24 protein-coding genes and 1 pseudogene are annotated in these 25,617 nt (G+C 70.1%); 18 read left to right on the forward strand and 7 right to left on the reverse strand.

Annotated features, from left to right (window positions below; genetic code table 11):
• Positions 1–2 precede the first annotated feature (2 nt).
• Both resB and ccsB read left to right on the forward strand, forming a co-directional pair.
• Positions 3–1,736: a cytochrome c biogenesis protein ResB gene (resB, locus tag P2L57_RS30090; RefSeq protein WP_275819804.1), complete on the forward strand. Its 1,734-nt coding sequence runs from the start codon at positions 3–5 to the stop codon at positions 1,734–1,736.
• On the forward strand, positions 1,733–2,809 hold the full coding sequence (gene ccsB / locus P2L57_RS30095; protein WP_275819806.1) for a c-type cytochrome biogenesis protein CcsB: 1,077 nt from the start codon (positions 1,733–1,735) through the stop codon (positions 2,807–2,809). Before resB ends, ccsB begins: the two co-directional genes overlap by 4 nt.
• Positions 2,810–2,948: 139 nt before the next feature.
• Here ccsB and P2L57_RS30100 read toward each other — a convergent pair whose 3' ends face one another.
• Both P2L57_RS30100 and P2L57_RS30105 read right to left on the reverse strand, forming a co-directional pair.
• Entirely contained in the window at positions 2,949–4,376 is a 1,428-nt protein-coding gene (locus tag P2L57_RS30100; protein ID WP_275819808.1) for an alkaline phosphatase family protein, read from the reverse strand.
• 222 nt (positions 4,377–4,598) lie between these two features.
• On the reverse strand, positions 4,599–5,030 hold the full coding sequence (locus tag P2L57_RS30105; protein WP_275819810.1) for a PLD nuclease N-terminal domain-containing protein: 432 nt from the start codon (positions 5,028–5,030) through the stop codon (positions 4,599–4,601).
• A gap of 177 nt (positions 5,031–5,207) precedes the next feature.
• On the opposite strand from P2L57_RS30105, the gene P2L57_RS30110 reads away from it, so the two are divergent.
• Both P2L57_RS30110 and mqnP read left to right on the forward strand, forming a co-directional pair.
• The gene (locus P2L57_RS30110) at positions 5,208–6,665 is read left to right on the forward strand and encodes a menaquinone biosynthesis decarboxylase (protein WP_275819812.1); all 1,458 of its coding nucleotides are present in this window, start codon (positions 5,208–5,210) and stop codon (positions 6,663–6,665) included.
• 76 nt (positions 6,666–6,741) lie between these two features.
• Complete coding sequence (mqnP, locus tag P2L57_RS30115; RefSeq protein ID WP_275819814.1) at positions 6,742–7,665, forward strand: menaquinone biosynthesis prenyltransferase MqnP; 924 nt, start codon at positions 6,742–6,744, stop codon at positions 7,663–7,665.
• A gap of 39 nt (positions 7,666–7,704) precedes the next feature.
• Here the strand turns inward: mqnP and P2L57_RS30120 are convergent, their stop codons facing one another.
• Positions 7,705–8,313 carry a rhomboid family intramembrane serine protease gene (locus P2L57_RS30120; protein ID WP_275819816.1) on the reverse strand — a complete coding sequence of 203 codons (609 nt, stop codon included), beginning with the start codon at positions 8,311–8,313 and terminating at the stop codon, positions 7,705–7,707.
• A gap of 191 nt (positions 8,314–8,504) precedes the next feature.
• On the opposite strand from P2L57_RS30120, the gene P2L57_RS30125 reads away from it, so the two are divergent.
• The 5 genes from P2L57_RS30125 to P2L57_RS30145 all read left to right on the forward strand — a co-directional run bounded on the left by P2L57_RS30125 (position 8,505) and on the right by P2L57_RS30145 (position 12,203).
• Complete coding sequence (locus P2L57_RS30125) at positions 8,505–9,203, forward strand: UbiX family flavin prenyltransferase (protein ID WP_504987673.1); 699 nt, start codon at positions 8,505–8,507, stop codon at positions 9,201–9,203.
• A 79-nt stretch (positions 9,204–9,282) separates the two neighbouring features.
• Positions 9,283–9,738 carry an Lrp/AsnC family transcriptional regulator gene (locus P2L57_RS30130; protein WP_275819902.1) on the forward strand — a complete coding sequence of 152 codons (456 nt, stop codon included), beginning with the start codon at positions 9,283–9,285 and terminating at the stop codon, positions 9,736–9,738.
• Between the two features lie 69 nt (positions 9,739–9,807).
• Positions 9,808–10,971, forward strand: a complete 1,164-nt coding sequence (gene mqnE / locus P2L57_RS30135; RefSeq protein WP_275819820.1) for an aminofutalosine synthase MqnE — start codon at positions 9,808–9,810, stop codon at positions 10,969–10,971.
• 93 nt (positions 10,972–11,064) lie between these two features.
• Positions 11,065–11,379, forward strand: coding sequence for a DUF4229 domain-containing protein (locus P2L57_RS30140; RefSeq protein ID WP_372515988.1), 315 nt, complete (start codon positions 11,065–11,067; stop codon positions 11,377–11,379).
• Positions 11,380–11,603: 224 nt separating this feature from the next.
• The gene (locus tag P2L57_RS30145; RefSeq protein WP_275819822.1) at positions 11,604–12,203 is read left to right on the forward strand and encodes a class I SAM-dependent methyltransferase; all 600 of its coding nucleotides are present in this window, start codon (positions 11,604–11,606) and stop codon (positions 12,201–12,203) included.
• A gap of 60 nt (positions 12,204–12,263) precedes the next feature.
• On the opposite strand, the gene P2L57_RS30150 is transcribed toward P2L57_RS30145, so the two are convergent.
• Positions 12,264–12,881 carry an SH3 domain-containing protein gene (locus tag P2L57_RS30150; RefSeq protein ID WP_275819824.1) on the reverse strand — a complete coding sequence of 206 codons (618 nt, stop codon included), beginning with the start codon at positions 12,879–12,881 and terminating at the stop codon, positions 12,264–12,266.
• A 247-nt stretch (positions 12,882–13,128) separates the two neighbouring features.
• On the opposite strand from P2L57_RS30150, the gene P2L57_RS30155 reads away from it, so the two are divergent.
• Positions 13,129–15,045 carry an AMP-dependent synthetase/ligase gene (locus tag P2L57_RS30155; RefSeq protein WP_275819826.1) on the forward strand — a complete coding sequence of 639 codons (1,917 nt, stop codon included), beginning with the start codon at positions 13,129–13,131 and terminating at the stop codon, positions 15,043–15,045.
• On the opposite strand, the gene P2L57_RS30160 is transcribed toward P2L57_RS30155, so the two are convergent.
• A complete protein-coding gene (locus P2L57_RS30160; protein ID WP_275819828.1) occupies positions 15,018–15,911 on the reverse strand; it encodes a LysR family transcriptional regulator in 894 nt (297 codons plus the stop codon). The genes P2L57_RS30155 and P2L57_RS30160 overlap by 28 nt on opposite strands.
• Before the next feature lie 95 nt (positions 15,912–16,006).
• On the opposite strand from P2L57_RS30160, the gene P2L57_RS30165 reads away from it, so the two are divergent.
• Positions 16,007–16,393, forward strand: a complete 387-nt coding sequence (locus P2L57_RS30165) for a nuclear transport factor 2 family protein (RefSeq protein WP_275819830.1) — start codon at positions 16,007–16,009, stop codon at positions 16,391–16,393.
• A gap of 10 nt (positions 16,394–16,403) precedes the next feature.
• Here P2L57_RS30165 and P2L57_RS41190 read toward each other — a convergent pair.
• Both P2L57_RS41190 and P2L57_RS30175 read right to left on the reverse strand, forming a co-directional pair.
• A pseudogene (locus P2L57_RS41190) lies at positions 16,404–17,106 on the reverse strand (lipase family protein); the annotation flags it as partial.
• A 117-nt stretch (positions 17,107–17,223) separates the two neighbouring features.
• Entirely contained in the window at positions 17,224–17,427 is a 204-nt protein-coding gene (locus P2L57_RS30175) for a cold-shock protein (protein ID WP_030620150.1), read from the reverse strand.
• Between the two features lie 283 nt (positions 17,428–17,710).
• On the opposite strand from P2L57_RS30175, the gene P2L57_RS30180 reads away from it, so the two are divergent.
• The 7 genes from P2L57_RS30180 to P2L57_RS30210 all read left to right on the forward strand — a co-directional run bounded on the left by P2L57_RS30180 (position 17,711) and on the right by P2L57_RS30210 (position 25,371).
• Positions 17,711–18,637, forward strand: a complete 927-nt coding sequence (locus P2L57_RS30180) for a menaquinone biosynthetic enzyme MqnA/MqnD family protein (RefSeq protein ID WP_372515989.1) — start codon at positions 17,711–17,713, stop codon at positions 18,635–18,637.
• A 126-nt stretch (positions 18,638–18,763) separates the two neighbouring features.
• Positions 18,764–19,597 (forward strand): hypothetical protein, encoded by an 834-nt coding sequence (locus P2L57_RS30185; RefSeq protein ID WP_275819833.1) that lies wholly within the window; start codon positions 18,764–18,766, stop codon positions 19,595–19,597.
• Between the two features lie 86 nt (positions 19,598–19,683).
• Positions 19,684–20,862: a cyclic dehypoxanthinyl futalosine synthase gene (gene mqnC / locus P2L57_RS30190; RefSeq protein WP_275819835.1), complete on the forward strand. Its 1,179-nt coding sequence runs from the start codon at positions 19,684–19,686 to the stop codon at positions 20,860–20,862.
• An 8-nt stretch (positions 20,863–20,870) separates the two neighbouring features.
• Entirely contained in the window at positions 20,871–21,317 is a 447-nt protein-coding gene (locus P2L57_RS30195) for an imidazolonepropionase-like domain-containing protein (RefSeq protein WP_275819837.1), read from the forward strand.
• 322 nt (positions 21,318–21,639) lie between these two features.
• Complete coding sequence (locus P2L57_RS30200) at positions 21,640–23,190, forward strand: GlnX family signal transduction membrane protein (protein WP_275819839.1); 1,551 nt, start codon at positions 21,640–21,642, stop codon at positions 23,188–23,190.
• 51 nt (positions 23,191–23,241) lie between these two features.
• Positions 23,242–23,934: a demethylmenaquinone methyltransferase gene (locus P2L57_RS30205; RefSeq protein ID WP_275819841.1), complete on the forward strand. Its 693-nt coding sequence runs from the start codon at positions 23,242–23,244 to the stop codon at positions 23,932–23,934.
• A 138-nt stretch (positions 23,935–24,072) separates the two neighbouring features.
• Positions 24,073–25,371 (forward strand): geranylgeranyl reductase family protein, encoded by a 1,299-nt coding sequence (locus P2L57_RS30210; RefSeq protein WP_372515993.1) that lies wholly within the window; start codon positions 24,073–24,075, stop codon positions 25,369–25,371.
• Positions 25,372–25,617: the final 246 nt, after the last annotated feature.

Consider the following 25,617-nt stretch of genomic DNA (forward strand, 5'->3'; position numbering starts at 1 on the left):
CAATGAGCACGACGGACACCGGCACCGGTACGGGTGTGGACGACGCCGCCGAGGCGCTGAGCACCGCGCCGCGTGAGGACGGCGACACCGCCGGCGGCAGCCCGAACCTGCCCAGGCTCGGCGTCCTCGGCTGGCTCCGCTGGTTCTGGCGGCAGCTGACCTCGATGCGGGTCGCGCTGATCCTGCTGTTCCTGCTCTCACTGGCGGCGATCCCCGGCTCGCTCGTCCCGCAGGAAGGCGTCGACCCGGTCAAGGTCGCGGACTTCCTCAAGGCCCACACCACGCTCGGCCCGATCTACACGAAGCTCGGACTGTTCCACGTCTACAGCTCGGTGTGGTTCTCGGCGATCTACATCCTGCTGTTCGTCTCGCTGGCGGGCTGCATCATCCCGCGCAGCTGGCAGTTCGTCGGCCAGCTGCGCTCGCAGCCGCCGCGCGCCCCGCGCAAGCTGGACCGGATGCCCGCCTACTCGACCTGGCGTACCCAGGCCGAGCCGGAGGCGGTCCTGGCATCGGCCCGGGACACCCTGCGCGCACGGCGCTACCGGGTCGCGCCCGGCGAGGAATCGGTCGCCGCCGAGAAGGGCTATCTGCGCGAGGCCGGCAACCTGCTGTTCCACATCGCGCTGTTCGGCATGCTGATCGCCTTCGCCGTCGGCACGCTCTACAAGTCGGACGGCAACAAGCTGGTCGTCACCGGTGGCGGCTTCACCAACAACCAGACGCAGTACGACGACCTCAAGCACGGCGCCTTCTTCGAGCCGGACAACATGGCCCCGTTCGGCTTCACGCTCAACGCGTTCCACGCCACGTACGAGAGGTCAGGACCGCAGAAGGGCACCCCGCGCAGCTACGCCGCCGACGTCACGTACTTCGGTGCCGACGGCAAGGACCACCAGCGGACCATCCATGTCAACGAGCCGCTGGAAGTGGCGGGCAACAAGGTCTATCTGACCTCCCACGGCTACTCGACGGTGGTGACGGTCAAGGACGGCCAGGGCAACGTCGCCTACCACGGCCCGGTGCCGTTCCTGCCGCTGGACGGCAACGTCACCTCGCAGGGCGTCATCAAGGTGCCGGATGCCGTGGGCAAGGACGGCAAGCGCGACCAGCTGGGCTTCGCCGGACTGTTCACCCCGACGATGGCGATCGACCCGGTGAACGGCCCGCACTCGACCTTCCCGGCGCTGGACCGCCCCGCGCTGTTCCTCTCCGCGTACCACGGTGACCTCGGCATGGACAGCGGGCTGGCGCAGAACGTCTACCAGCTCGACACCAGCAACAAGAACCTCCAGCAGTTCAAGGACGCCAAGGGCACCCCGATCAAGGCCCTGATGGTGCCCGGCGACACCTGGACGCTGCCGAACGGTGCCGGATCGATCACCCTCAACCGCATCGACCAGTGGGCCAACTTCGAGATCGTCTACCAGCCGGGCAACTCGCTGGCCCTCACCAGCGCCGTGTGCATGCTGATCGGGCTCGCCGGTTCGCTGTTCATCCAGCGCCGCCGGGTCTGGGTACGGGCGCGGCGTACGGAGGACGGGCACACCCTGGTCGAGTTGGCCGGGCTCGGCCGCAGCGAGTCGCGGAAGGTCGCCGAGGAGCTGGCCGTGCTGGTGACGGCCGTGCACGCCGAGGCACCCACCGCGGCCGAAGAACCGCAAGAAGCCCAGCCGGATTCCGTGCCATCAGATTCCCTGCCACATGAGGACCACTCGGACAAGGAGCAGGCGTGAACATCGCTGCCGGGGTCAACGAGCACATGGCCCAAATCAGCAACTACCTGGTCTATTCGGCCATGGCCGTCTACACCCTGGCCTTCCTCGCACACATCACCGAGTGGATCTTCGGCAGCCGCAGCCGGGTGGGCCGCACCGCGCGAGCGGTGGCCGCTCCGGCCGCCACCGCGTCGGCTCCGGCGGTGCGGGTCAAGCAGCGCGGCGGCGGTACGGCGGTGCTCGACCGTCCGAAGGTCGTCACCCGTGACGCGTCCGAGGACCGCGGCGCCACCGACGGTCCCGGAGCCGCGGGCGGCAGCGAGAAGGGCGACCTCTACGGCCGGATCGCGATCTCGCTGACCACGCTGGCGTTCCTGCTGCACGTAGGCGGGGTGCTCGCCCGCGCGCTGTCCGTGGGCAGGGCGCCGTGGGGCAACATGTACGAGTTCTCCGTCGCCCTGGGCATGGTCGCGGTGGGCGTGTACCTCGCGCTGCTGGCGCTCGGCAAGAACGTCCGCTGGGTCGGCCTGTTCCTGATCACCTCCGTCCTGCTCGACCTGGGGCTGGCGGTCACGGTGCTCTACGCCGACTCCGACCAGCTCGTGCCCGCGCTGCACTCGTACTGGCTGTGGATCCACGTCAGTTGCGCCATCATCTGCGGCGCGGTACTCCACCTGGGGGCGCTGGCGACGCTGCTCTACCTGTTCCGTGACGGCTACGAGGTGCGGCAGGCACAGGGGCGTCTCGGCAAGCTGGACTCCATGATGGAGCGGCTGCCCGCGGCGGCGTCGCTCGACAAGTTCGCGTACCGGATCAACGCGGCGATCTTCCCGCTGTGGACGTTCACCATCATCGCCGGATCCATCTGGGCCGAGTCGGCGTGGGGCCGCTACTGGGGCTGGGACCCCACCGAGACCTGGTCGTTCATCACCTGGGTCGCCTACGCCTGCTACCTGCACGCTCGCGCGACCGCGGGCTGGAAGGGCCGCAAGGCGGCGTACCTGTGCCTGATCGCCTTCGGCTGCTACCTCTTCAACTTCTACTGCGTCAACATCTTCATCGTCGGCAAGCACAGCTACGCCGGGCTGTAAGCCCGGCTGTAAGGGGACCTTTCCCGGCGCGGGGCGGTGTGGGGTCCGGGGCTTCGCCCCAGACCCCTTCCGGGGGCTCCGCCCCCGTCCCCGGCAAGCCCTTGGGGGCTGGGGCGCAGCCCCCGAACCAAGAAGCCCCCTACCGCCGGTGCCGCTGCCCGGGTTCCTGGTGGGGCGGGGTCTGCCGGGCCCCGGGCAGAGTGGGCTTGGGCAGATGGGCCACCTCCCACTGCGCCTCGGCGAGCTGCTCCGCCGTGTTCGTGGGCAGGCCCGGCGGCCGCTTCGCGGTGTGGTCGAAGCCGAAGGCGGAGGTCAGATCGCCGAACGTACGGCGCCGCCACCGGCTGATGTTGGGCTCCCGCACGCCGGTGAAGCGCTCAAGGAACTGCAGTACGGAGGTGTGGTCGAACGCCTCACCCGCAGCCCAACCGCCCACCGTCCAGGGCGAGATGATCATGCACGGCACGCGGAAGCCGCCGCCGATCGGCAGGCCGTGGATGAACTCGTCCGGCGTCCCCGGGTTCGGGGTGGGCGGCGGCACGTGGTCGAACAGGCCGTCGTTCTCGTCGTAGTTGAGGATGAAGGCGGTCTTCGCCCACACCTTGGGGTTCGAGGCGATCGCCTCGATCTTGGCGGCGACGAAGTCGGCGCCCGCGGCGGGCAGATAGTCCGGGTGCTCCGACTGGTAGCTGGTCGGAATGATCCAGGAGACCGCGGGCAGCCGGTCGCGCCGGGCGTCCTCCTCGAAGGCGCCCGCGGCCCGGAACCGCAGGCCCCGCTCGTAGAGCGGGTTGCCGGGCTTGGCGTTCTGGAAGGTCTGGAAGTTCTCCAGCATGTTGCAGCCGTAGTTGTCCAGCTCCTGGTACACCTGCCAGCTGATCCCGGCGGTCTCCAGCCGCTCGGCGTAGGTGGTCCAGCGGTACGGCGTCGGTGCGTCGTTGGAGATGATCGGGCCGCCGTGGGTGCCGTTCGGGTCGTTGGTGCCCGTCATCCAGAACAGCCGGTTGGGCCAGGTGGGTCCGAAGACCGAGCAGAAGTAGTTGTCGCAGACGGTGAAGGTCTCGGCCAGCGCGAACTGGAACGGGATGTCCTCGCGCGTGTGGTAGCCCATGACGTACGGGCCGTTGACGCCGTCGGCCGCCCGGTGCGCGGGCAGCCATCTGTCCATCCGGCCGTTGTTCCACGCCTGGTGCTGCACCTCCCAGGCGTGACTGGTGGACGGGATGGCCTGGGCGCTGCTCTTGTGGGTGTCCAGGTGGAAGGGGAGCAGATAGCCGTCGGGGTTCTTCGCGTCCGGCTGGTAGAAGACCGAACGGCCGGTGCTCAGCCGCAGCGCGTCGGGGTCGGCGAACCCCCGTACGCCCTTGAGGGTGCCGAAGTAGTGGTCGAAGGACCGGTTTTCCTGCATCAGCAGGACGACATGTTCGATGTCCGCCAGCGATCCGTGCCGGGCCGGTCCGGCCGCGACCGCCTGCTGAACGCTCGGCGGTAGTAGTGACAGCGCCGCGGCGCCGCCGAGCGCGCCCGCCGCCGAGCCGAGGAGTCTGCGTCGGGTGATGTCGGGCATGGATATCCCTCTCCCTCGAATCGCGTACGCCCTCTCCGGGCCTTCGCCGACTCTCCTGCGCCGATCGGATCGGAGGGAGGAGTATTTGCGTTAACTATGCAGCAATTGACCGTGTACGGATGAGGCTTTGGGGATAGCTCGGCGTGTCGTGGACGTGCGTCATCGGCGGGCGGCGCGGCGGTTGGTGAGCCGACGTCAGAACGGAAGAGCGGCGGCCGTCCGTCAGGAGGCGGGTGCGGCGTCGTCAGGACCGGAACCGCCGCCGTGCTGCTTGCGGCGCAGCTCCTCCTCGCGGCGGCGCAGATCCGCCTCCCACTCCTTGAGCGTGGCCTCGTCCCGCTGGTTCGCCACGCTCAACGAGCGCAGGAACTCGGGGTTGTCGTCCGGTGCGACCCAGTGCGTCTGCTCCGCGGGCGCGGTCATCCCGTAGCCCCCGGCGCTCGTCGCCGGACCGGCGTGCCGCAAGCCCGCGCGCGGGCGCCCCGCGGCGAGCCAGGCGATCGGTCCGATCAGCACCTCGCCGAACAGCAGGATGATGAGCACCCACACCACCTTGGGCAGGTTGCGGACCTGCTGCTCGGGTGTGTTCAGGCAGTCGATGAACGCGTAGATCCACAGCGCGAGCACCAGCAGGAAGGGCAGATACCTGGTCATGCCGACGCGGTCCCCCTGAGTACGGCGACGGGCCCCGGACGGCCCAGTGACGGACCAAGGGTAGACCGCGCGGCCACGGGTCGCTCCGCCGCCGGCGCACACACCGGTGGGCGCGCTGAACGGCAAGGCGTGCGCCCGGCGACAAGCGGTGGCGACCGATGTCGGATACTGGAACGCATGGCTTACGACGATCTTCGCTCGTTCCTGAGGGCGCTGGAGCGGGAAGGCGACCTCAAGCGCATCAAGGTCGAGGTCGACCCCCATCTGGAGGTCGGCGAGATCGTCGATCGGGTGAACAAGGCGGGAGGTCCCGCGCTGCTCTTCGAGAACGTGCGCGGCTCGGCCATGCCGCTGGCCATGAACGTCTTCGGCACCGACCGGCGGCTGCTCAAGGCGCTCGGACTCAGGTCGTACGACGACATCAGCGACAAGATCGCGGGCCTGCTCAAGCCCGAGCTGCCGCACGGTTTCACCGGTGTGCGCGAGGCCTTCGGAAAGCTCGCCGGGATGACCCACGTACCGCCGAAGAAGGTCAAGCCGGGCGACGCGCCGGTGCAGGAGGTCGTCCTCACCGGCGATGACGTCGACCTGGAGCGGCTGCCCGCGCTGTTCACCTGGCCGCAGGACGGCGGCTCCTTCTTCAACCTCGGCCTGACGCACACCAAGGACCCGGAGACGGGCGTACGGAACCTCGGCCTCTACCGGTTGCAGCGGCATGACGCGCGGACGATCGGCATGCACTGGCAGATCCACAAGGACAGCCGCAACCACTACCAGGTCGCGCAGCGGCGCGGCGAGCGGCTGCCGGTCGCCATCGCGTTCGGCTGTCCGCCCGCCGTGACGTACGCGGCCACGGCGCCGCTGCCCGGTGACATCGACGAGTACCTCTTCGCGGGCTTCGTCCAGGGCAAGCGGGTGGAGATGGTCGACTGCAAGACGGTCCCGCTGCAGGTTCCGGCCGCCGCCGAAGTGGTCCTGGAAGGCTGGCTGGAGCCCGGAAAGACGCTGCCCGAGGGGCCGTTCGGCGACCACACCGGCTTCTACACCCCGCAGGAGCCGTTTCCGGCGCTGACCATCGACTGTGTGACGATGCGTCGGCGGCCGCTGCTCCAGTCGATCGTCGTGGGCCGCCCGCCGACCGAGGACGGTCCGCTGGGCAAGGCCACCGAACGCTTCTTCCTGCCCCTGCTCAAGGTCATCATCCCGGACATCGTCGACTACGACCTGCCCGAGGCGGGCGGCTTCCACAACTGCGCGATCGTCTCGATCGACAAGAAGTACCCCAAGCACGCGCAGAAGGTGATGCACGCCATCTGGGGGGCGCACATGATGTCGCTCACCAAGCTGATCATCGTGGTCGACGCGGACTGCGATGTGCACGACTACCACGAGGTCGCCTGGCGGGCGTTCGGCAACACCGACTACGCCCGCGACCTGACCGTGGTCGAGGGGCCGGTCGACCACCTCGACCACGCCTCCTACCAGCAGTTCTGGGGTGGCAAGGCGGGGATCGACGCGACCCGGAAGCTGCCCGAGGAGGGCTACACCCGCGACGGTGGCTGGCCCGAGATGGTCGTCTCCGACCCGGAGACATCCGATCGGGTGACGAGGCGATGGAAGGAGTACGGGCTGTGAGCCAGAAGTCCACGATGGAGCCGCGGAAGGCGGGGACTCGGCCCCGCACCCGCGGGGATGACCCGGAGTACGGGCTGTGAGCGTTGAGTCGGCAACCTCGGATCTGCTCGGACCTGAGCCCGCGCCCCCCGGCAAGGTCAAGGCCTTCCTACGGCTGGTGATGATCGAGCACTCGGTCTTCGCCCTCCCCTTCGCCTACATCGCCGCGCTCACCGCCATGCAGGCGCAGTCGGCTTCCATCCACTGGTGGCAGCTGTTCCTGGTCACCGTCGCGATGGTGGGCATGCGCACCTTCGCGATGGCCTGCAACCGGATCATCGACCGCGAGATCGACGCCCGTAACCCGCGCACGGCCAGCCGTGAACTGGTCACCGGCGCGGTCTCGGTGCGCTCCGCGTGGACCGGTGCGCTGGTCGCCCTGGTGGTCTTCCTGGGCGCCGCGGCGTCGCTCAACAGGCTGTGCCTGTACCTCGCACCGCTCGCCGTCGTGCCGATGGTCGTCTATCCCTACGGGAAGCGGTTCACCAACTTCCCGCACGCGATCCTCGGCCTCGCGCAGGCGATCGGTCCGGTCGGCGCATGGCTGGCGGTCACCGGCAGCTGGTCCTGGGACGCGGTGATCCTCGGCCTGGCCGTGGGCGTGTGGATCGGCGGCTTCGACCTGATCTTCGGCTGCCAGGACGTGGCGGCGGACCGCGCCCATGGCGTGAAGTCCGTCCCGGCCCGGTTCGGCATCGCCGGTGCGCTGTACGGCGCCCGCGCCTGCCATGTGGTGACCACCGCGCTGCTCGCCTGGTACGGGATCGCCTCCGGCGCCGGTGCCTTCTGGTGGATCGGCCTGCTGATCGTCGCGGTCGCGTTCCTCTACGAGCACTCGATCGTCAGGCCGGACGACCTGTCCAGGCTGAACCGGGCGTTCTTCACGGTCAACGGCTTCATCGGCATCGCGCTGTTCTTCTGCGCGCTGCTCGACCTGCTGACCCGCGGGCTGGGCGTCTGACGCCACGTCACCGGGGCGGGCGCGGACGGTGCGGCGGGCTCAGGGTATGAGCTCGCCGGCCCGGCGCTCGCGGAACAGGAACGCCGCGAGCACACCGCCCACCAGGCCGAACAGATGGCCCTGCCAGGACACGCCGGCCGCGTTCGGCAGCACGCCCCACAGGATCGAGCCGTAGAGCACGGCGACCACCACGCCGAGCGCTATGTCCAGCGGACGGCGGTCGACGAAACCGCGGACCACCAGATAGGCGAACAGCCCGAAGATCAGGCCGGAGGCCCCCGCCGTATTGGTGCCGGACGGCGCCACGAACCACACGCCCAGGCCGCTGACGACGATGATCAGCAGGGAGATGGCGAGGAAGCGGCCTATCCCGCGCAGCGCGGCGAGGAAGCCGAGGACCAGCAGCGGCAGGCTGTTCGCCGCGACATGGCCGAAGCCGAAGTGGACGAAGGCCGCCGGGATGATGTCGATCAGGCCCCGGGCCTGCCGCGGCACGATCCCGAAGTGGTCCAGCGAGCCGTGCGACACCGCGTCCACGGCCTCCAGCACCCACAGCAGCGCCACCCAGCCCGCCATGAGCGCGCCCGCCGCGACCACGTTCGTCAGGCCACCGCCGCGTCCGCGCAGAGTCTTCGCATACGCCACCATTCGCTGCCCCCTCGATCCCCACCGGTCCCAGGCCGGTCCTCGTGCTCCCGGGCTGTTCCCGGATCAGTCCCCGGTCGGGAGATGTGCTTCCACGGTAGACAACGGGTCTGACATCCGCCCCGGTTCCGTACTCCCCGGGTTCTGCGGGCATCCGGGCCGATCGGGCCCGTCAGGCCGGATAGGCTCCCGGTGTGGAGCCGCGACAGACGCCATCAACACCGGACGACCGGCGACGTCCCTGGATGGTCGGAGTCTCCGGGGCGTCCGGCACCCCGTTCGCGGCCGCGGTCGTCCGGGCGCTGCTGTACGCCGGGGAGGCCGTCGACCTGGTGGTCAGCCGGGCCGCCCGGCTGACAGTGCTGGACGAGACCGGTCACCCCTTCCGGGACGCCCACTGGCAGGAGGACCTGACGCGCCTGCTGGCGCGCGGCGCCGACGGCACGCCGGACGCGTACGACGTCGATCTCAGCGGGGTCCGCTGCTGGCCGGCCGGGGACCTGGCGGCCGGGCCGTCCTCCGGTTCGTACCCGGCGAAGGGGATGCTGATCGTTCCGGCGAGCACGGCGTGTGTGGCCGGAGTGGCGCTGGGGCTGTCGAAGGACCTGCTGCAGCGTGCGGCGAGCGTGACGCTCAAGGAGCGGCGACCGTTGGTGGTCGTGGTGCGCGAGACCCCGCTCAGCGGCCCGACGCTCAGGCAACTCGTCGCCCTCGACGAGGCGGGCGCCGTGGTGCTGCCCGCCGCGCCCGCCTTCTACGCGGGCGCCGTCAGCGCCCAGGACCTGGTCGACTTCGTGGCGGGGCGGACGCTGGACGCGGTCGGCGTCCAGCACAAGCTGTACCGCAGGTGGGCGGGTGACCTCGGCGGCGGTCGGGCGGAAGCCGGGTCCTGACGGCGGGTTCTCGACGCCGCGTGCCTTAGATTCAATCCGTAAGCGCGGGATCAAAGTAGGAATGGAAGGCTCCAGGTACATGGACGCGGTGGACAGGCAGCTCATCCAGGCCCTGCGTGAGAACGGCAGGGCGTCCTATGCCGAGCTGGGCAGGCTTGTCGGCCTCTCCGGCCCCAGCGTCACCGACCGCATCAACCGCCTTGAGCAGGCCGGGGTCATCACCGGTTACCGAGCTACCGTGGCCCCCGCCGCACTGGGGCTCGGCGCCACCGCGCTGGTCGGCATCCAGCTCAGCGACGCCGCCGACCACGAGGACGTGGCGCGCCGGATGCAGGACCTGGACGAGATCGAGGACTGCTGGTTCATCGCGGGTGACGACTCGTTCATGCTCAAGGTCCGGGTGCCCGACGTCGACGGTCTGGAGCACACCATCCGGCGGCTGTCCGGCATCAGGGGCGTGGCCCGTACCCGTACCACCGTCGTGCTGTCCACGAAGTGGGAGAACCGGGTCGGCGAGCTGCCCGACGACGTCTGATCCAGGCCCTGTCAGCGCTGTCAGGGGCAGGGCGTAGTCTCGATCGGGTCTAGGTGAGAAGGAGGCGGCATGGACGCTGGGCTCAAGCGTGAGCTGGAGGAGAAGGTCTACGCGGGAGAGCGGCTGACCCGCGAGGACGGGATCGCCCTCTACGAGTCCGACGACCTCGCCTGGCTCGGCGGTCTCGCACACCACGTGCGGACGCAGAAGAACGGCGACGTCGTCCACTTCAACGTCAACCGCCACCTGAACATGACGAACGTGTGCACCGCGTCCTGTGCGTACTGCTCGTTCCAGCGCAAGCCGGGCGAGAAGGACGCGTACACGATGCGCATCGAGGAGGCGGTCCGGCTCGCCAAGTCGATGGAGGGCGAGAACCTCACGGAGCTGCACATCGTCAACGGCCTGCACCCGACGCTCCCTTGGCGCTACTACCCGCGCTCGCTGCGCGCGCTGAAGGAGGCGCTGCCGGAGGTCGGGCTGAAGGCCTTCACCGCCACCGAGATCCACCACTTCGAGACGATCTCCGGGCTCGACGCCTCCGAGATCCTCGACGAGTTGATCGACGCCGGACTCGAGTCGCTGACCGGCGGCGGCGCCGAGATCTTCGACTGGGAGGTCCGCCAGCACATCGTGGACCACCGCACGCACTGGGAGGACTGGTCCCGGATCCACCGCCTGGCGCACTCCAAGGGCCTGAAGACGCCGAGCACCATGCTCTACGGGCACATCGAGGAGCCGCGCCACCGCGTCGACCATGTGCTGCGGCTGCGTGAACTCCAGGACGAGACCGGCGGTTTCCAGGTCTTCATCCCGCTGCGCTACCAGCACGACTTCGTGGACATGAAGGACGGCAAGGTCCGCAACCGCCTTCAGGCGCGCACCACGATGGCCTCCGGCGCCGAGGCGCTGAAGACCTTCGCGGTCTCCCGGCTGCTGTTCGACAACGTGCCGCACGTCAAGGTGTTCTGGGTGATGCACGGTCTGGCCACCGCCCAACTCGCCCTGAACCACGGCGCGGACGACATGGACGGCTCGGTGGTCGAGTACAAGATCACGCATGACGCGGACGACTTCGGCACCCCGAACAAGCTGACCCGCGAGGACCTGCTGGACCTGATCCGCGACGCGGGCTTCCGCCCGGTCGAGCGCAACACCCGGTACGAGATCATCCGCGAGTACCCGGGCCCGGACGCCGACCGCCGGGAGTCGCCGCAGCCCATGCGGGTGTGACGCCGGCTACCTGAGCCCCCGGCTTGATCGTCTGGGAAGCGTGCTTCACTGGTGAGGTATGTACCTAACGGACGAGGAAAGAGTGGAAACGCCGTGAGCTGGAAGCCGAGCCCCATGCTCCGCTACACCGCGATGCGAGCTGGCCTGTTCGTGGCGAGCTTCGTCGTCATCTGGGCCCTCGTCTATGTGCGTATCCTCCCGGCCGGTCTCGGCAGCTCCAACCTGCTGTGGGTGCTGCTGCTGGCGCTGGTGATCTCCGGCGTGCTCAGCTACGTGCTGCTGCGCAACGCCCGTGAGTCGGCGTCCGTGCAGATCTCGGAGCGGGTGGACCGGACCCGTCGGGCCTTCGACGCCAAGGCCGGGGACGAGGACGCCGCCGACGACGCCGTCCGCACCGCACAGAGCTGAGCCCGCGGCCGCACACCCCCGCGTGACAGCCGTCACGCACTTCGCAACGCCCCGCGGGGAATCGCCTTTCCCCTGCGGGGCGTTGGTGTTCTTCGTCAGCGCCAACCCAAAGGGTCACTTTGGGTTCATCACAGTGCGAGTGTCGGCATGACCGACATATCCTGGACGAGCCGCGGCAGGTGGCCGCCGCCGCGTGAACGCCGCTGGCGCCGTACCGTGTCGGGGTGACCGACTTCACTGCGGCGACCCGCGCGACGTACGACACCATCGCGGCGGAGTACGCCCGCCAGTGGAGTACGCCCCCGGCGTGGGTGGCCGCCGAACTCGACCGCCTGGCGGCGCTGCTTCCGGCCGGGTCCCGGATCGCGGACATCGGCTGCGGGCCCGGGCACCACACCCGGGCGCTGCGGGAACGCGGGTTCCGGGTCACCGGCTTCGACCTGTCCCGGCGGATGCTTGGCGCGGCCCGCGTGCCCGGTCTGGTCCAGGCCGATATGCGGGCGCTGCCGCTGGCGGCGCGGTCGCTCGGCGCGGTGTGGTGCGTGGCCGCGCTGCTGCACGTGCCCAGGCCCGAAGTGCCGCAGGTGCTGGGCGAGTTCGGGCGGGTACTGCGTCCGGGCGGTGAGTTGCTGCTGAGCGTCGCGGAGGGCGACGGCGAGGGCTGGGACGAGCGGGCCTACGGGGCGAGTCTGCGCCGCTGGTTCGTTCTGCACCGGTTCGAGGCGCTGGCCGCGCTGCTGGCCGAAGCGGGCTTCGGCATCGTCGGCCATGAGCGTGAGGCGACTCACCGGGACTGGCTGCGGATCCACGCCCGGCGCCGCTGAGGGCAGACGGGTGCCCCTGCCGCGGGTCACGGCAGGGGCACGCTGGTTACCGGAGACGCGTCAGTCGTGGTAGATGCGGGCGCGGTGGGTGACCGCGGAGCTCTGCGTGCTGGCGCTGGCCGCGGCGCTCGGCGACAGCTGCGGGGCGGGGGCGGTCACCTTGCCCGGCAGGACGGTCGGGCTCTGGCTCGGCATCGGCTGGGTCGGAAGCTGACCGGGCATGGTCTGGGTGGGGTGGTGGCCCGGCATGGTCTGGGTGGGGTGGTGGCCCGGCATGGTCTGGGTGGGGTGGTGGCCCGGCAGGCTCGGCGCAGGCTTGAGGTTGCGGCACCAGCGCGGGATCCGGCCCATGTTCTTGACGTAACTCGCGCTCACCCACTCCCGCGGGCGGGTGTCCAGCTTGTACCAGATCGAGTTGCCGCGGACCTGCTGGCCGCGGACCTTGCAGATGATGTGGACGATCCGGCCGCTGGCTAGACGGCCGACGACCCGGTACCGGGTGCTTGGTCCGCTTCTGACCACAACGCCGTGGCGGGCGACAACGCGGCCCTTGGCGGTGGGGGCGAGCGTCGTATGGGGGCCGGGCCGGCCGACCGGCATGCCGGTGTCGGCCTGGGCGGGAAGGGCGGGGACGCTCAGGAGTCCGGCGACTCCGATTGCTACGGCGAGACGGCGCATAGGAACCTCAGTTCTCGTGCGTGAGCGGTGCGCTCGTGGCGAAGGGGTGCGCTCAGCATGCGCGGACCGGTCCTCGGAAACCCTGATGTGGGATTGGAAGACACGGCCAATCCCTCGGACGGACGTACGAGTTCACGCTCTTGCGTCATATGCCGGTTGAGGGCCGGAACAGGCAACCCATTGGCCTGATCCCTACCGTGCAGTAAGTTTACCGCCGGTAACTCACTTGGCCGTACCGGAGACGCCCATGTCCCATGACGTGTCACCACAACTCAGCCCACCGGAACCCGAGTTGACCACAGAGGCGGCCCGTGTCGTCCAGGCCGTCGCGGCGCCCATCGCTCCGGTCGTCACCACCGGCAGCCTCGCCGACATCCCGTTCCACAACGCCACCGAGGCCCCCGCCGACCCGGTACTCAGCCGCAAGGACGAGACCGGCAACTGGCTGGACGTGACCGCAGCCGCCTTCCGTGACGAGGTGCTGGCCGTCGCCAAGGGACTGATCGCCTCCGGGCTGCGCCCCGGTGAACGGCTCGCGATCATGGCGCACACGTCGTACGAGTGGACGCTGCTGGACTTCGCCGCGTGGGCGGCGGGCGCGATCACCGTTCCGGTCTACCCTTCGTCCTCCGCGGCCCAGGTCGGCTGGATCCTGGCCGACTCCGCGGCGGTGGCCTGCGCGGTGCAGAACGTCCAGCAGGCGCGACTGGTCACCGGCGTACGCGGGCAACTGACCGCGCTGCGTGAGCTGTGGCAGTTGGACACCGCGGCGATCGCCCAACTGAAGGCCGCCGGACGCGGCGTACCCGATCGGGCGGTGCACGAGCGCCGGGCCGCCGTCACCCCGCGCCATATCGCCACCCTGGTCTACACCTCGGGCACCACCGGCAACCCCAAGGGCTGCGTGCTGACCCACGCCAACTTCTTCGCCGAGGTCGACAACGCCATCGAGCTGCTGCACCCGGTCTTCCGGGCGGTCAGCACCGAGCCCGCGTCGACCCTGCTGTTCCTGCCGCTCTCGCATGTCTTCGGCCGGATGGTCGCGGTCGGCTGCCTACGGGCCCGGGTGCGGCTCGGGCACGCGCCGAGCGTGGCCACCGACGAGTTGCTCGCCGACCTCGCCGGATTCCGCCCCACGTTCCTGCTGGCCGTCCCGTACGTTCTGGAGAAGATCTACAACACCGGCCGGGCCACCGCGGAGTCGACGGGCCGCGCCGCCTCCTTCGACCGCGCGGCGCGGATCGCACAGCGGTACGGGGAGGAACTGGCGGCGCAGCGGCGCGCGGAGGGCCGTGGTCCGTCGGTCGCGCTGCGGGCCGCGCACGCCCTGTACGAGCCGCTGGTCTACCGGCGCATCAGGGCCGCGCTCGGCGGCGCGGTGCGCTATGTGCTCTGCGGCGGCTCACCGCTGGGCCGCAGGCTCGCCGCCTTCTACACCGGCGCGGGCATCGAGGTCTTCGAGGGGTACGGCCTCACGGAGACCACCGCGGCCGCCACCGTCACCCCGCCGCTCAAACCCCGGCTCGGTACGGTCGGGCGCCCGCTGCCGGGCAGCGCAGTACGCATCGCCCCGGACGGAGAGGTGCTGCTCAGCGGCGGCCAGGTCTTCAGCGGGTACTGGAACGGGCAGACCGGTCAACCCGCCCCGCGCCGGGGCTGGTTCGCCACCGGGGACATCGGCGAGCTGGACGAGGCTGGGTATCTGACGATCACCGGCCGGAAGAAGGAGATCATCGTCACCGCGGGCGGCAAGAACGTGGCGCCCGCACCGCTGGAGGACCGGCTGCGCGCCCATCCGCTGGTCGGCCAGTGCATGGTCGTCGGCGACGACCGCCCGTATATCGCCGCACTGCTCACCCTGGAGCCGGACGGTCTCGCGCACTGGCGGCGCATGCGGAAGAAGCAGGACGTTCCGCTCACTCGGCTGGTCACCGACGAAGAGCTGCGCGGCGAACTGCAGCGCGCCGTCGATGACGCCAACACGCTGGTGTCGCGCGCCGAGTCGATCCGCGCCTTCGCCGTGCTGCCGGTGGAGTTCACCGAGGCCAGTGGGCACCTGACGCCCTCGATGAAGCTCAGGCGGGCGGCTGTCGCGGCGGATTTCGCCGAGGAGATCGAGGCGCTGTACGCCGGTCGTCAGGCAGGGTCGGCGCCGCGGGCGTAGCGCACGGCGAACTCGCGGAACCGGCGGCCCGCGGCGGTGGCCGGCCGGCCCTGGTGCCAGGCCAGGCCGATGGTCCGGTACGCGTCCTGGTCGGTGAGCGGAACCATCCGGACCCCGGCGGGCGGCGGGCCGCCATCGCCCGCCGGGACGACGGCAACGCCGAGACCGGAGGCGACCAGGCCCTTGATGGTGGAGATCTCGGTGCACTCCGACACCACGTCCGGGGTCATTCCGGCCCGGTGGAAGATCTGGCAGGTGATCTGCCGCAGCCCCAACTTCGGGCGCATGATGATGAACCGCTCGTCGGCGAGATCGCCGAGCCGGACATGGTCGCGGTCCGCGAGCGGATGGTCGGCGGGTACGGCCAGTTGCAGCCGCTCGTCGCGCAGCGGCAGCCAGCCCAGTTGGGGATCGGATGGCCGGGGGCTGGTGATGATGGCCTCGGCGGTGCCGTCCAGCAGCAGTGACAGCACGGTCGCGGCGGAGTCCTGGTGCAGCGCGAAGCGCGGGCCGGGTGCGTCATGGGAGTACGCGCCGAGCAGCCGCGGCACCAGCCAGCCGCCCACGGAGTGCACAAAGGCCAGGCTGAGCGTGTCCTGCGGGGGGTCGAGCAGGGTGGCGATACGGTCCTGCGCCGCGTCGAGCTCGTCCAGTGCGCGCTGTGCGTGGCGCCGGAAGATCCGGCCGTAGTCGTTGAGCCGCAGCCGGTGCCGGTCGCGGTCGAACAACTGGGTGCCGATCCGGCGCTCCATCCTCAGCAGCGCCCGCGACAGCGTCGGCTGGGCTATGCGCAGCCGGGCCGCCGCCTCCGTGACGTGCTCGGTCTCCGCGAGGGTGAGGAACCAGCGCAGTTCGTCGATGGTCACCCGTAGATTGTCACCCGGGGATTATGCGCGGGGTGCATGAACCGGCAGTAGTTCCGGTATTTCCCTTTTGGCGGGCGGATGTTGATGCTGGAATCATGTTCGCCTCTGACGAGAAACACGCACTGGCCACGGCCTTCCACACCGGCCTTGTCACCGCCGACTGGGAATTGATCCGCTCGCTGCTCACCGATGACGTCATCTGGACACTGCCCGGCGACAACCGCATTTCCGGGCGGGTGGCCGGTGCGGACGCGGTGGTGGAACATGTCCGCCTGATCGCGGGCTACGGCGTGAATTTCGAGTTCCAGCGGGTGCTGGTGAGTCGTGACAACCTCGCGTTGTCACTGCACAACACCGCGGAACGGGACGGTGTCGTACTGGACGAATACCTGGCTACCGTGTGCTTTCTACGGGACGGGAAAATCTCGGCGATCGAGACGTATCTGTCGGATGTCGACGGGATGAACGCCTTCTTCGTCTGACGGTCACGGCCGTCGCCTGGTAGAGGTGGACCGGGGCGTCGGGGGCGCGGGTGCCCGGATCGTCCTCGCGCAGCCGCCGCTGCCAACCGGGTTGCCGCAGCGGGTTGTTGACCGTCACGTCATCGATGCTCTTGAACGCCCCCGGCGATGGTGTCCTCGGCCACGCACCGCGTCCTGTCGAGGTTGACGTGGAAACGTCCCTTGTCGTTGAGGTACTTGGCGAGGTCGAGCCAACGGCAACATCGGCGCGGGCGTGATCCCCATGACCGGGGTGGGTCATCACACCGCGTACCCCGAGTTCGCGTCCAGACCGGTGCCGGGCAGGCGTTCGGCCGCGCGGGCGGCGTCGAGTACGGCCTGGCCCTCGGCGCGGCCCACCGTGTAGGTCCGCACGCCCGGGTCGCCGACCAGTTCGCAGTCGGTGACCGCGACCGCCCACCCGCGCAGCAGTGCCTGGTTGATCAGATTGGCCTCCACGGCGGTGCCGGTGGGGAATCCGGCCGAGGGCGCGCACCGCGGGGCCAGCCCCACCGTGCCGACGGCACAGGTGACCAGGGGCGTGCGCCGGTGTGGCCGTCGGCGGGCAGCAGAACGGTGCCGGAGACGACGTTGGGCGTACCGGTCGCGGTGGTGGAGCGGTGGCGGATCTTCCAGGCCTTGGCGTTCTACGGTGTGAGCGGGTTCGGCGGGAATCTCGACGGTTCGGCGCTGACTCCCGCCCGCCACCTGTCCCCGCCACCCTTGTGCACGGGGAACACCCTTGCGCACGGGAAAGGGCAGGAGCCCCGCGCACGGCGCGGGGCTCCTTGGGTACTGCGTATCGAGCGCGATTACGCCGGGGTGACGTTCTCGGCCTGCGGGCCCTTCGGGCCCTGCGTGACGTCGAAGGTCACGGTCTGGTTCTCCTCGAGGGAGCGGAAGCCAGAGGCGTTGATCGCGGAGTAGTGAACGAAGACGTCGGGGCCCCCGCCGTCCTGGGCGATGAAGCCGAAGCCCTTTTCAGCGTTGAACCACTTTACGGTTCCGGTAGCCATAAAGCCCTCCTTGGGCCAAGGGTCGCCCTGCTCCAGAACCTGCAAAGAAGTCTGAAAACTACAAAAGCCTGCGGCGTCACATGCTCCGCAGGCTCTGTACTGCAAGGGAAACCAAACTGCAACTTGCGTTGAGCGTAGCACGCGGCAAGTGAACCGGGGAAGAGGTCGAAGATCTTTGTCCGGGGCGTGTCCCGCCCCTTGACGTCCGCCGGAAACCGCCCGAGCGGCCGCTTCCGCGCCGCCCCCTGACAAGAGCCGGATCGGCCAGGGCTAGCCTCCTGATGTGGACAATTCTGCGTTTACGCCTACGCCGGCCGCATCCGCCACCGAGCCCCGGGACGGCCGCCCCAACCGCCCCCGGGTCGGCCACATTCAGTTTCTGAACTGCCTCCCGTTGTACTGGGGACTCGCTCGAACGGGGTCGTTGCTCGACCTGGAGTTGACCAAGGACACACCGGACGAGCTCAACGACATGCTGGTCCGCGGCGACCTCGACATCGGGCCGATCTCACTGCTCGAATTCCTGCGACACGCGGACGAGCTGGTCGTGCTCCCCGACATCGCGGTGGGCTGCGACGGTCCGGTGATGTCCTGCGTGATCGTCAGCCAGGTTCCGCTCGACCAGCTGGACGGGGCGCGGGTTGCGCTCGGCTCCACCTCCCGTACGTCCGTACGCCTCGCGCAGCTGCTGCTCGCGGAGCGGTTCGGGGTCGCGCCGGACTACTACACCTGCCCGCCCGACCTCGGGCTGATGATGCAGGAGGCGCAGGCCGCCGTGCTGATCGGGGACGCCGCGCTGCGCGCCACGCTGCATGAGGCCCCGCGGCTCGGCCTTGAGGTCCACGATCTGGGACTGATGTGGAAGGAGTGGACCGGGCTGCCGTTCGTCTTCGCGGTCTGGGCGGCTCGCCGCGACTATCTGGCCGTCCGCCCGCGTGCCGTGTTCGAGGTGCACAAGGCGTTCCTCGCCTCCCGCGACCTGTCGCTGGAGGAGGTGGAGAAGGCCGCCGAGCAGGCCGCGCGCTGGGAGGTCTTCGACGCGGAGGTGCTGCGGCGCTACTTCACCACGCTCGACTTCTCGCTGGGCCGGGACCAGCTCACCGGCATCGCCGAGTTCGCCCGCCGGGTCGGCGACACCACCGGCTTCCCGCCGGACGTCGCCGTACAGCTGTACGAGCCGGAGTCCTACGTCGGCCCCAGAACGGCGTAGCGCCGCGTCCCGGCCCGTCGCCCATGCGCGGCGCGCCGGGACCGATCCGCACCCCCATGGCGTCGCCGGGCGGCATCCGTGGAACATACGCAGTGAGCGCGATGGGGCGAGGCGGGAGCGTGGCCGGTGAGCGAGCAGAAGCGTCCGTCCGCTGACGAACTGCTGGAGGCGCTGAACGTCAAGGCGATCCGGGCGCTGCGGCGCGCCGGGTTCGGCCTGCCCCGGCTGCGCGAGATGGCCAGGGGCAAGGACGGCGACGACCGGGTGCACGCCATCGTCTCGGAGTTCACCACCGACGACGCGGAGCGGATGGTGGAGACCACCTGGCCGCCCGACCGGGTGCCGCGCCGCGCCGACCGTACGCCGCTGACCCGTAGGGTCGTGCGGCGCTGGAGCCTGGTGCTGCTCTTCGACATCGCGGCCGCGGCGCTCTGCTGGTTATTGACGCTGGCGGGCAGTCGGCAGTCGACACTGGCCGCGCTGGTCGCCCTGCTGATGTTGCACGGCGTGTGGGTCATGCGCGCGATGCCGGACTCGCCCGGCCGGAAGGTGGCCGGATTCCTCGCCTGGATCGGACTTCCGGTTCTGCTGCTGGGCGTTGTGCACGGCAGTCCCCGCGCCTACCTGGACATCTGGGGCCGGGAGGGGACGGCCAGCGCCTACAGCCTGACCTGGACGCGCTCCAACGGGGTTGCGTCGCCCACCTGTTACGTCCGGCTCCCCGACGGCCAGGTCAAGGAGCTGCGCACCGACAGCCGTACCTGCAAGAGCCTCGACACCGCTGCCGCGGAGCCGATCCAGGTGGTCTACGACCCGTCGGAAGGGGTCCTTCCGGTGTCTGGCACCAAGGCGAACCTGGGCATCGGCCAGGATGTGGGCTTCGCCATGGGCGGACTGCTGCTGGTGGTGCTGGCGGCGGGTACCGCCGTGCTGCGCACGGCACTCGCCGCGCGGGGGTGAGCGCGTGCGCAATGGGGGGAGGCTGGGCGAAAAGCCCCGGGCGATACCCTGACCTGAGGCCACACCGCATCGCCTCCGGAGGAAAAATGCAATCCGTACTGGACCGCGCCGCCGCCGGGGGACGGATCACCCCGGACGAGGCCCTGGAGCTCTACCGGCGCGCCCCGCTGCACGCCCTGGGCCAGGCCGCCGATGCCGCTCGCCGTCGCCGCTACGCAGACACGTCGCACATCGCCACGTACATCATCGAGCGCAACATCAACTACACGAACGTGTGCGTCACCGCGTGCAAGTTCTGCGCCTTCTACGCCCCGCCCAAGAGCGACAAGGGGTGGTCCCGCGACCTCGACGACATCCTGCGCCGGTGCGCGGAGACCGTTGAGCTCGGTGGCACGCAGATCATGTTCCAGGGCGGCCACCACCCGGACTACGGCGTGGAGTACTACGAGAAGCACTTCTCCGCGATCAAGAAGGAATTCCCGCAGCTGGTCATCCACTCCCTCGGTGCCTCCGAGGTCGAGCACATGGCCCGGATCTCCGGCGTCAGTGTCGAAGAAGCGATTCGCCGCATTCACGCCGCGGGCCTCGACTCCTTCGCGGGCGCGGGCGCCGAGCTGCTGCCCGAGCGGCCGCGCAAGGCGATCGCGCCGCTCAAGGAGTCGGGCGAGCGGTGGCTGGAAATCATGGAGACCGCGCACAACCTCGGTGTGGAGTCGACGTCCACCATGCTGATGGGCACCGGCGAGACCAACGCCGAGCGCATCGAGCACCTGCGCATGATCCGCGACGTACAGGATCGTACGGGCGGTTTCCGCGCGTTCATCCCGTACACCTACCAGCCGGAGAACAACCACCTCAAGGGCCAGACGCAGGCGACGATCTTCGAGTACCTGCGCATGATCGCCATCGCGCGGCTGTTCCTCGACAACGTCGCGCACATCCAGGGCTCCTGGCTCACCACCGGCAAGGAGGCGGGCCAACTCTCCCTGCACTACGGGGCGGATGACCTCGGCTCCGTGATGCTGGAGGAGAACGTGGTCTCCTCGGCTGGTGCCAAGCACCGTTCCAACCTGACCGAGTTGATCCATCTGATCCGCACCGCCGGGCGCGTTCCGGCGCAGCGCGCCACCACGTACGAGCACCTGGTGGTGCACGACGACCCGGCGAACGACCCGGTCAGCGACCATGTGGTCTCGCACCTGTCGTCGACCGCCATCGACGGCGCTGCGGCGCACCCCGAGCTGAAGCTGATCGACGCCTCGTAGGTGAAGCGGTGCTGACGATTCACGCCGCGACGGCGCTGCGGCGCACGCTCGACGAGGAGCCGGTGGTGGACGAGGCGGTCGCGGTGTCCGATGACCGGATCGCCGCGATCGGGCCGCTGGCCGAGTTGGTCGAGCGGTATCCCCAGGCACGGGTGCGGCGCTGGCCGGGCACGCTCGGCCCGGCCCTGGTGCACGAGGACCGGGTACCGGCCGCCCCCACGCCCAGGGAGCGGATCCACGCGCTGCTGCGGCTGGGGGCGACCGCGGTGCGGGCCGACCGCGTCCCGGACCCGGAACTGCGGGTGGCAGCGCGCCGCAGCGGGGTCGCGGTGCTGGAGGCGCCCCGGCCTCCCACCCTCGTTCCGTCCGCCCGAGCGGACCTGGCGGTCTTCGACGACGAGGGCACATGCGTGGCGACGGTCCTGGCGGGCCGCGTGATGCACCGGCGGGCGTAGGCACTTTCCACCCACCGACCCGCAGCGCAGCAGCCAACGCGGGCGAACACATCCCCACCCACCCGTTCACATGCGTGTCCCCACCGACCCGCAAGCGCAGCACCCCCGACCCCGAACCAGCCGTGCGCGACGGCCAGATGCGGACCGGGGCAACGGGGGGAGGGCGGGCAAAAAATCCCCCGTCAACACCCCGTAAAAGCACGCCCATTCGATATCAGGATCGCGTCAAGAACGCGATCCGCCCCGTACCCCACTTGTCAGGGTGATCACCGGTGACGGCCGCACGGCCGTCACCAGCTGGTGACGGGGGAGGCGCAGCGCGATGGCAGGGACCATCACGGCTGGGGGGAAACGTGCTGCCGGAGCACCGGGGCCGCGGGTGCGGGGGGCGGCGAGCGGTGCGGGGGACCCGGCGGGCGCCGCGCCGCCACCGGCATCGACCTCGGCACCGGACGGGCCGCGCCGCCGGCGACCGCGGCGCGAACGGCACTGGACCGTCCCGGCCGTGCTGCGCGCCGCGTTGACCGGCTGCCTCGCGCTCACCCTGGCGCTCGGCGCGCTCTGCGCCGCCATCCCGCTGCACACCAGCGGGAGTTGGTCGAGCATCCAGCAGCGGCTCGCCCCGCAGGTCCGGCACGCCTCCGGGCTGTATCTGGCGCTCACCGACATGGATGCCGAGACCGCGAACATCCTGGTCTTCGGCGACGCCAAGGACCTCTCCGCGAACCGGGCGCAGGCCGTCAAGCTCTACGCAAAGGACCGTGACGCGGTCAGCACCGAGCTGCAGGGCGCCACCCGTTCCGCCGGAAACGACGCCTCCGCGCAGGCCGCGCTGGTACAGATCCTGGACGGGCTCGGCCAGTACGAGGAACTCGCCTCCCGTGCCACCTCCCTCAACGACCAGGCGAACGCGCTCGCGGGACATCCGGCCCCGGCCGCCCTCACCGCGTACCGCCAGGCCACCGATCTGATGCGGGAGTCGCTGCTTCCGTCGGCCAACAAGCTGATCGACGCCAACAACACGACCTTCACCGCCACCTACGACGACGAGCGCGGGCTGCTGTCCGATCTGCGGTGGGCCGCGCTCGGCCTCGGCGTCCTCACGCTCGCCGCGCTCGTCGCCCTGCAACTGTTCATCACCCGGCGGTTCCGCCGGGTGATCAATCCGGCGCTGGCCGCCGCGACCCTGCTGTGCGTGACCGTCATCGGCACGGTCGTCACCATGGCGGGGGACGAGCAGCAGCAGCTGGGTGTCGCCCGGCATGACGCCTTCGACTCGGTCGTGGCGCTGTCCGCGGCCCGCGCGGTGGGCTATGACGCGAACGCCGACGAGAGCCGCAACCTGCTGGACCCGCAGCGGTCCGGCGACTACTCGGACGCCTTCTTCGAGAAGTCCCAGAAGATCGCGGACATCGACGGTTCCAGCCTGCAGACGTACTCCTCCGACATCGCCTCGGCGCAGCGGGCCTATCTCGCCGACCACAACGACGTGCGCTTCACCGGCTACCTGGGCACCGAGTTCCGCAACATCACGTTCCCCGGTGAGCGCTCCGCCGCCGAGCGCGCGCTGTCCGCGTGGGTGGGCTACGAGCGCGCCGACCACACCACCCGCGGCTATGCCACCGACGGACGGCTGGACCAGGCCATCCGGTTCAACACCAGCTGGGACAAGGGCGGTTCCAACTACACGTTCCAGCAGTGGGACGACGCCATGAAGGACGACATCGCGATCAACGACCGCGCCTTCGGCGCCGCGGTGTCGAACGGCCGGTCGGAGCTCGACTCGGCGCTGGTCCTCGTCGTCGCGGGGACGGCGCTGGCCCTGGGGCTGGCGGTCCTGGGCGTACGGCTGCGGCTGCGCGAGTTCAGCTGACCCGCCCGACCCGGACATCGGGCACCGCCCCGGTCCGTGGACAATGGCACGGTGACCCGAGCCTCCCTGGACAAGCAGCCGTCGGAAGTCGCGTCGATGTTCGACGACGTGGCGGCCAAGTACGACCTGACCAACGACGTGCTGTCCCTCGGGCAGGCCCGGCTGTGGCGCAAGGCCGTCGCCCGCGCCGTCGACGCCCGTCCGGGCGACCGGGTCCTCGACCTCGCGGCCGGCACCGGCACCTCCTCGCTGCCGTTCGCCGAGGCGGGCGCCCAGGTCGTGCCCTGCGACTTCTCGCTCGGCATGCTGCGCGAGGGCAAGAAGCGCCATCCGCGGCTGCCGCTGACCGCGGGCGACGCCACTCGACTGCCGTTCAGGGACGACACCTTCGACGCGGTCACCATCTCCTTCGGCCTGCGCAACGTCCAGGACAACGCCACGGCCCTCGCCGAGATGCTGCGGGTGACGCGGCCCGGCGGCCGGGTGGTGATCTGCGAGTTCAGCCACCCGACGTGGGCGCCGTTCCGTACGGTCTACACCGAGTACCTGATGCGCGCCCTGCCGCCGGTCGCCACCGCGATCAGCAGCAACCCGGACGCGTACGTCTATCTCGCCGAGTCCATCCGCGCCTGGCCCGACCAGCCGGGCCTCGCCGCCCGGCTGCGCACGGCGGGCTGGTCACGGGTCGCCTGGCGCAATCTGACCGGCGGCGTGGTGGCACTGCACCGGGCCTTCAAGCCGTAGCGATCGGGCCCGCGAACCGCGGCGGTTCGGCGGATTCCGGCGCCGAGGGCCCTGAAGGGCCGCGCGCCGGGCCCTGAATAGACTGACCGGTGTCCAGTGACCGGCCAGCCCGGCACGCAGCAACCGAGTCTTCGGGAGATACCGACCGTGACCGAGACGCCCGTGGCCTCCGAGCACCGTGCTGATGTGATCGTGGTCGGCGCCGGTCCGGCCGGTTCGACCACCGCGTACCACCTCGCCAAGTCCGGTCTGGACGTACTGCTGTTGGAGAAGACCGCCTTCCCGCGCGAGAAGGTGTGCGGCGACGGGCTCACCCCCAGGGCCGTCAAGCAGCTCGTCGGCATGGGCATCGACATCTCCGAGGAAGCGGGCTGGCTGCGCAACAAGGGCCTGCGGATCATCGGCGGCGGGGTGCGCATGCAGCTCGACTGGCCGGACCTGGCGTCGTTCCCGAACTACGGTCTGGTCCGCAAGCGCGATGACTTCGACGAGCAACTCGCCCGGCAGGCGGAGAAGGCCGGTGCGCGGCTGTACGAGCGCTGCAACGTCGGAGCGCCGGTCATCGACGGCCGTACCGGCCGGATCGCCGGGGTCGAGGCCAAGCTCGGCGAGGAGAAGACGCCGGTCACCTTCCACGCCCCGCTGGTCGTCGCCGCCGACGGCAACTCCACCCGGCTCTCCCTCGCCATGGGCCTGCACCGCCGCGAGGACCGCCCGATGGGCGTCGCGGTCCGTACCTACTTCACCAGCCCCCGGCACGACGACGACTACCTGGAGTCCTGGCTTGAGCTGTGGGACCGGCGCGGCCCGCAGGACCGCCTGCTGCCCGGTTACGGCTGGATCTTCGGCATGGGCGACGGTACGAGCAACGTCGGCCTCGGTGTCCTGAACACCTCGGCCGCGTTCAAGGAGTTGGACTGGCGCGAGGTGCTGAAGGCGTGGTGCGCCTCGATGCCGGAGGACTGGGGATACACCCCGGAGAACATGACCGGCCCGATCCGCGGTGCGGCGCTGCCCATGGCCTTCAACCGCCAGCCGCACTACACGCGCGGACTGCTGCTGGTCGGCGACGCGGGCGGTCTGGTCAACCCGTTCAACGGCGAGGGCATCGCCTACGCGATGGAGTCCGGCCAGATCGCGGCCGACGTCATTGTCCAGGCGTCAGCGCGGGCCACAACGACCCAGCGTGAGCTGGCCCTTCAGCGCTACCCGCGGGTCCTGAAGGACACCTACGGCGGCTACTACTCGCTGGGCCGCGCGTTCGTGAAGCTCATCGGCAACCCGAAGGTCATGAAGCTGGCGGCCCAGCGCGGTCTCACCCACCCGATGCTGATGCGTTTCACGCTGAAGCTGCTGGCGAACCTGACCGATCCGACCGGCGGCGACGCGATGGACCGGATCATCAACGGGCTGAGCAAGGTCGCTCCGAGGGCGTGACGGTCGCCCTCGGGCGGCGCATCCGGCAGCAGCCGGGTCAACGCGGCGAGCGCGCCGCGTACCGGGCGTCAGCGGGACGTCCGGCCGCGACCGCCCCCGGCTGATCCACACCGCGCGGCAGCGTCGCGTACCGGGCGTCGACGGGGGCGTTCGAAGGCGCCGGGAGCGTTCGAACTCATCCACCCTGCGGTGAAGTGTCCCGGTGCCAACCGGCTTCCGCTACAGGCCCGTAACAGCTACTGACTT

Origin of the sequence: Streptantibioticus ferralitis (assembly GCF_029223525.1) — a bacterium.
In the GTDB taxonomy this organism is placed as follows: Bacteria; Actinomycetota; Actinomycetes; order Streptomycetales; family Streptomycetaceae; genus Streptantibioticus_A; species Streptantibioticus_A ferralitis.

Coding starts and splice junctions, on each gene's coding strand:
- resB (WP_275819804.1), top strand. CDS start 3: ATGAGCACGACGGACACCGGCACCGGTACGGGTGTGGACGACGCCGCC.
- P2L57_RS30100 (WP_275819808.1), bottom strand. CDS start 4,376: ATGCCCGACATCACCCGACGCAGACTCCTCGGCTCGGCGGCGGGCGCG.
- P2L57_RS30105 (WP_275819810.1), bottom strand. CDS start 5,030: ATGACCAGGTATCTGCCCTTCCTGCTGGTGCTCGCGCTGTGGATCTAC.
- P2L57_RS30110 (WP_275819812.1), top strand. CDS start 5,208: ATGGCTTACGACGATCTTCGCTCGTTCCTGAGGGCGCTGGAGCGGGAA.
- P2L57_RS30120 (WP_275819816.1), bottom strand. CDS start 8,313: ATGGTGGCGTATGCGAAGACTCTGCGCGGACGCGGCGGTGGCCTGACG.
- P2L57_RS30130 (WP_275819902.1), top strand. CDS start 9,283: ATGGACGCGGTGGACAGGCAGCTCATCCAGGCCCTGCGTGAGAACGGC.
- mqnE (WP_275819820.1), top strand. CDS start 9,808: ATGGACGCTGGGCTCAAGCGTGAGCTGGAGGAGAAGGTCTACGCGGGA.
- P2L57_RS30150 (WP_275819824.1), bottom strand. CDS start 12,881: ATGCGCCGTCTCGCCGTAGCAATCGGAGTCGCCGGACTCCTGAGCGTC.
- P2L57_RS30155 (WP_275819826.1), top strand. CDS start 13,129: ATGTCCCATGACGTGTCACCACAACTCAGCCCACCGGAACCCGAGTTG.
- P2L57_RS30165 (WP_275819830.1), top strand. CDS start 16,007: ATGTTCGCCTCTGACGAGAAACACGCACTGGCCACGGCCTTCCACACC.
- P2L57_RS30175 (WP_030620150.1), bottom strand. CDS start 17,427: ATGGCTACCGGAACCGTAAAGTGGTTCAACGCTGAAAAGGGCTTCGGC.
- mqnC (WP_275819835.1), top strand. CDS start 19,684: ATGCAATCCGTACTGGACCGCGCCGCCGCCGGGGGACGGATCACCCCG.
- P2L57_RS30200 (WP_275819839.1), top strand. CDS start 21,640: ATGGCAGGGACCATCACGGCTGGGGGGAAACGTGCTGCCGGAGCACCG.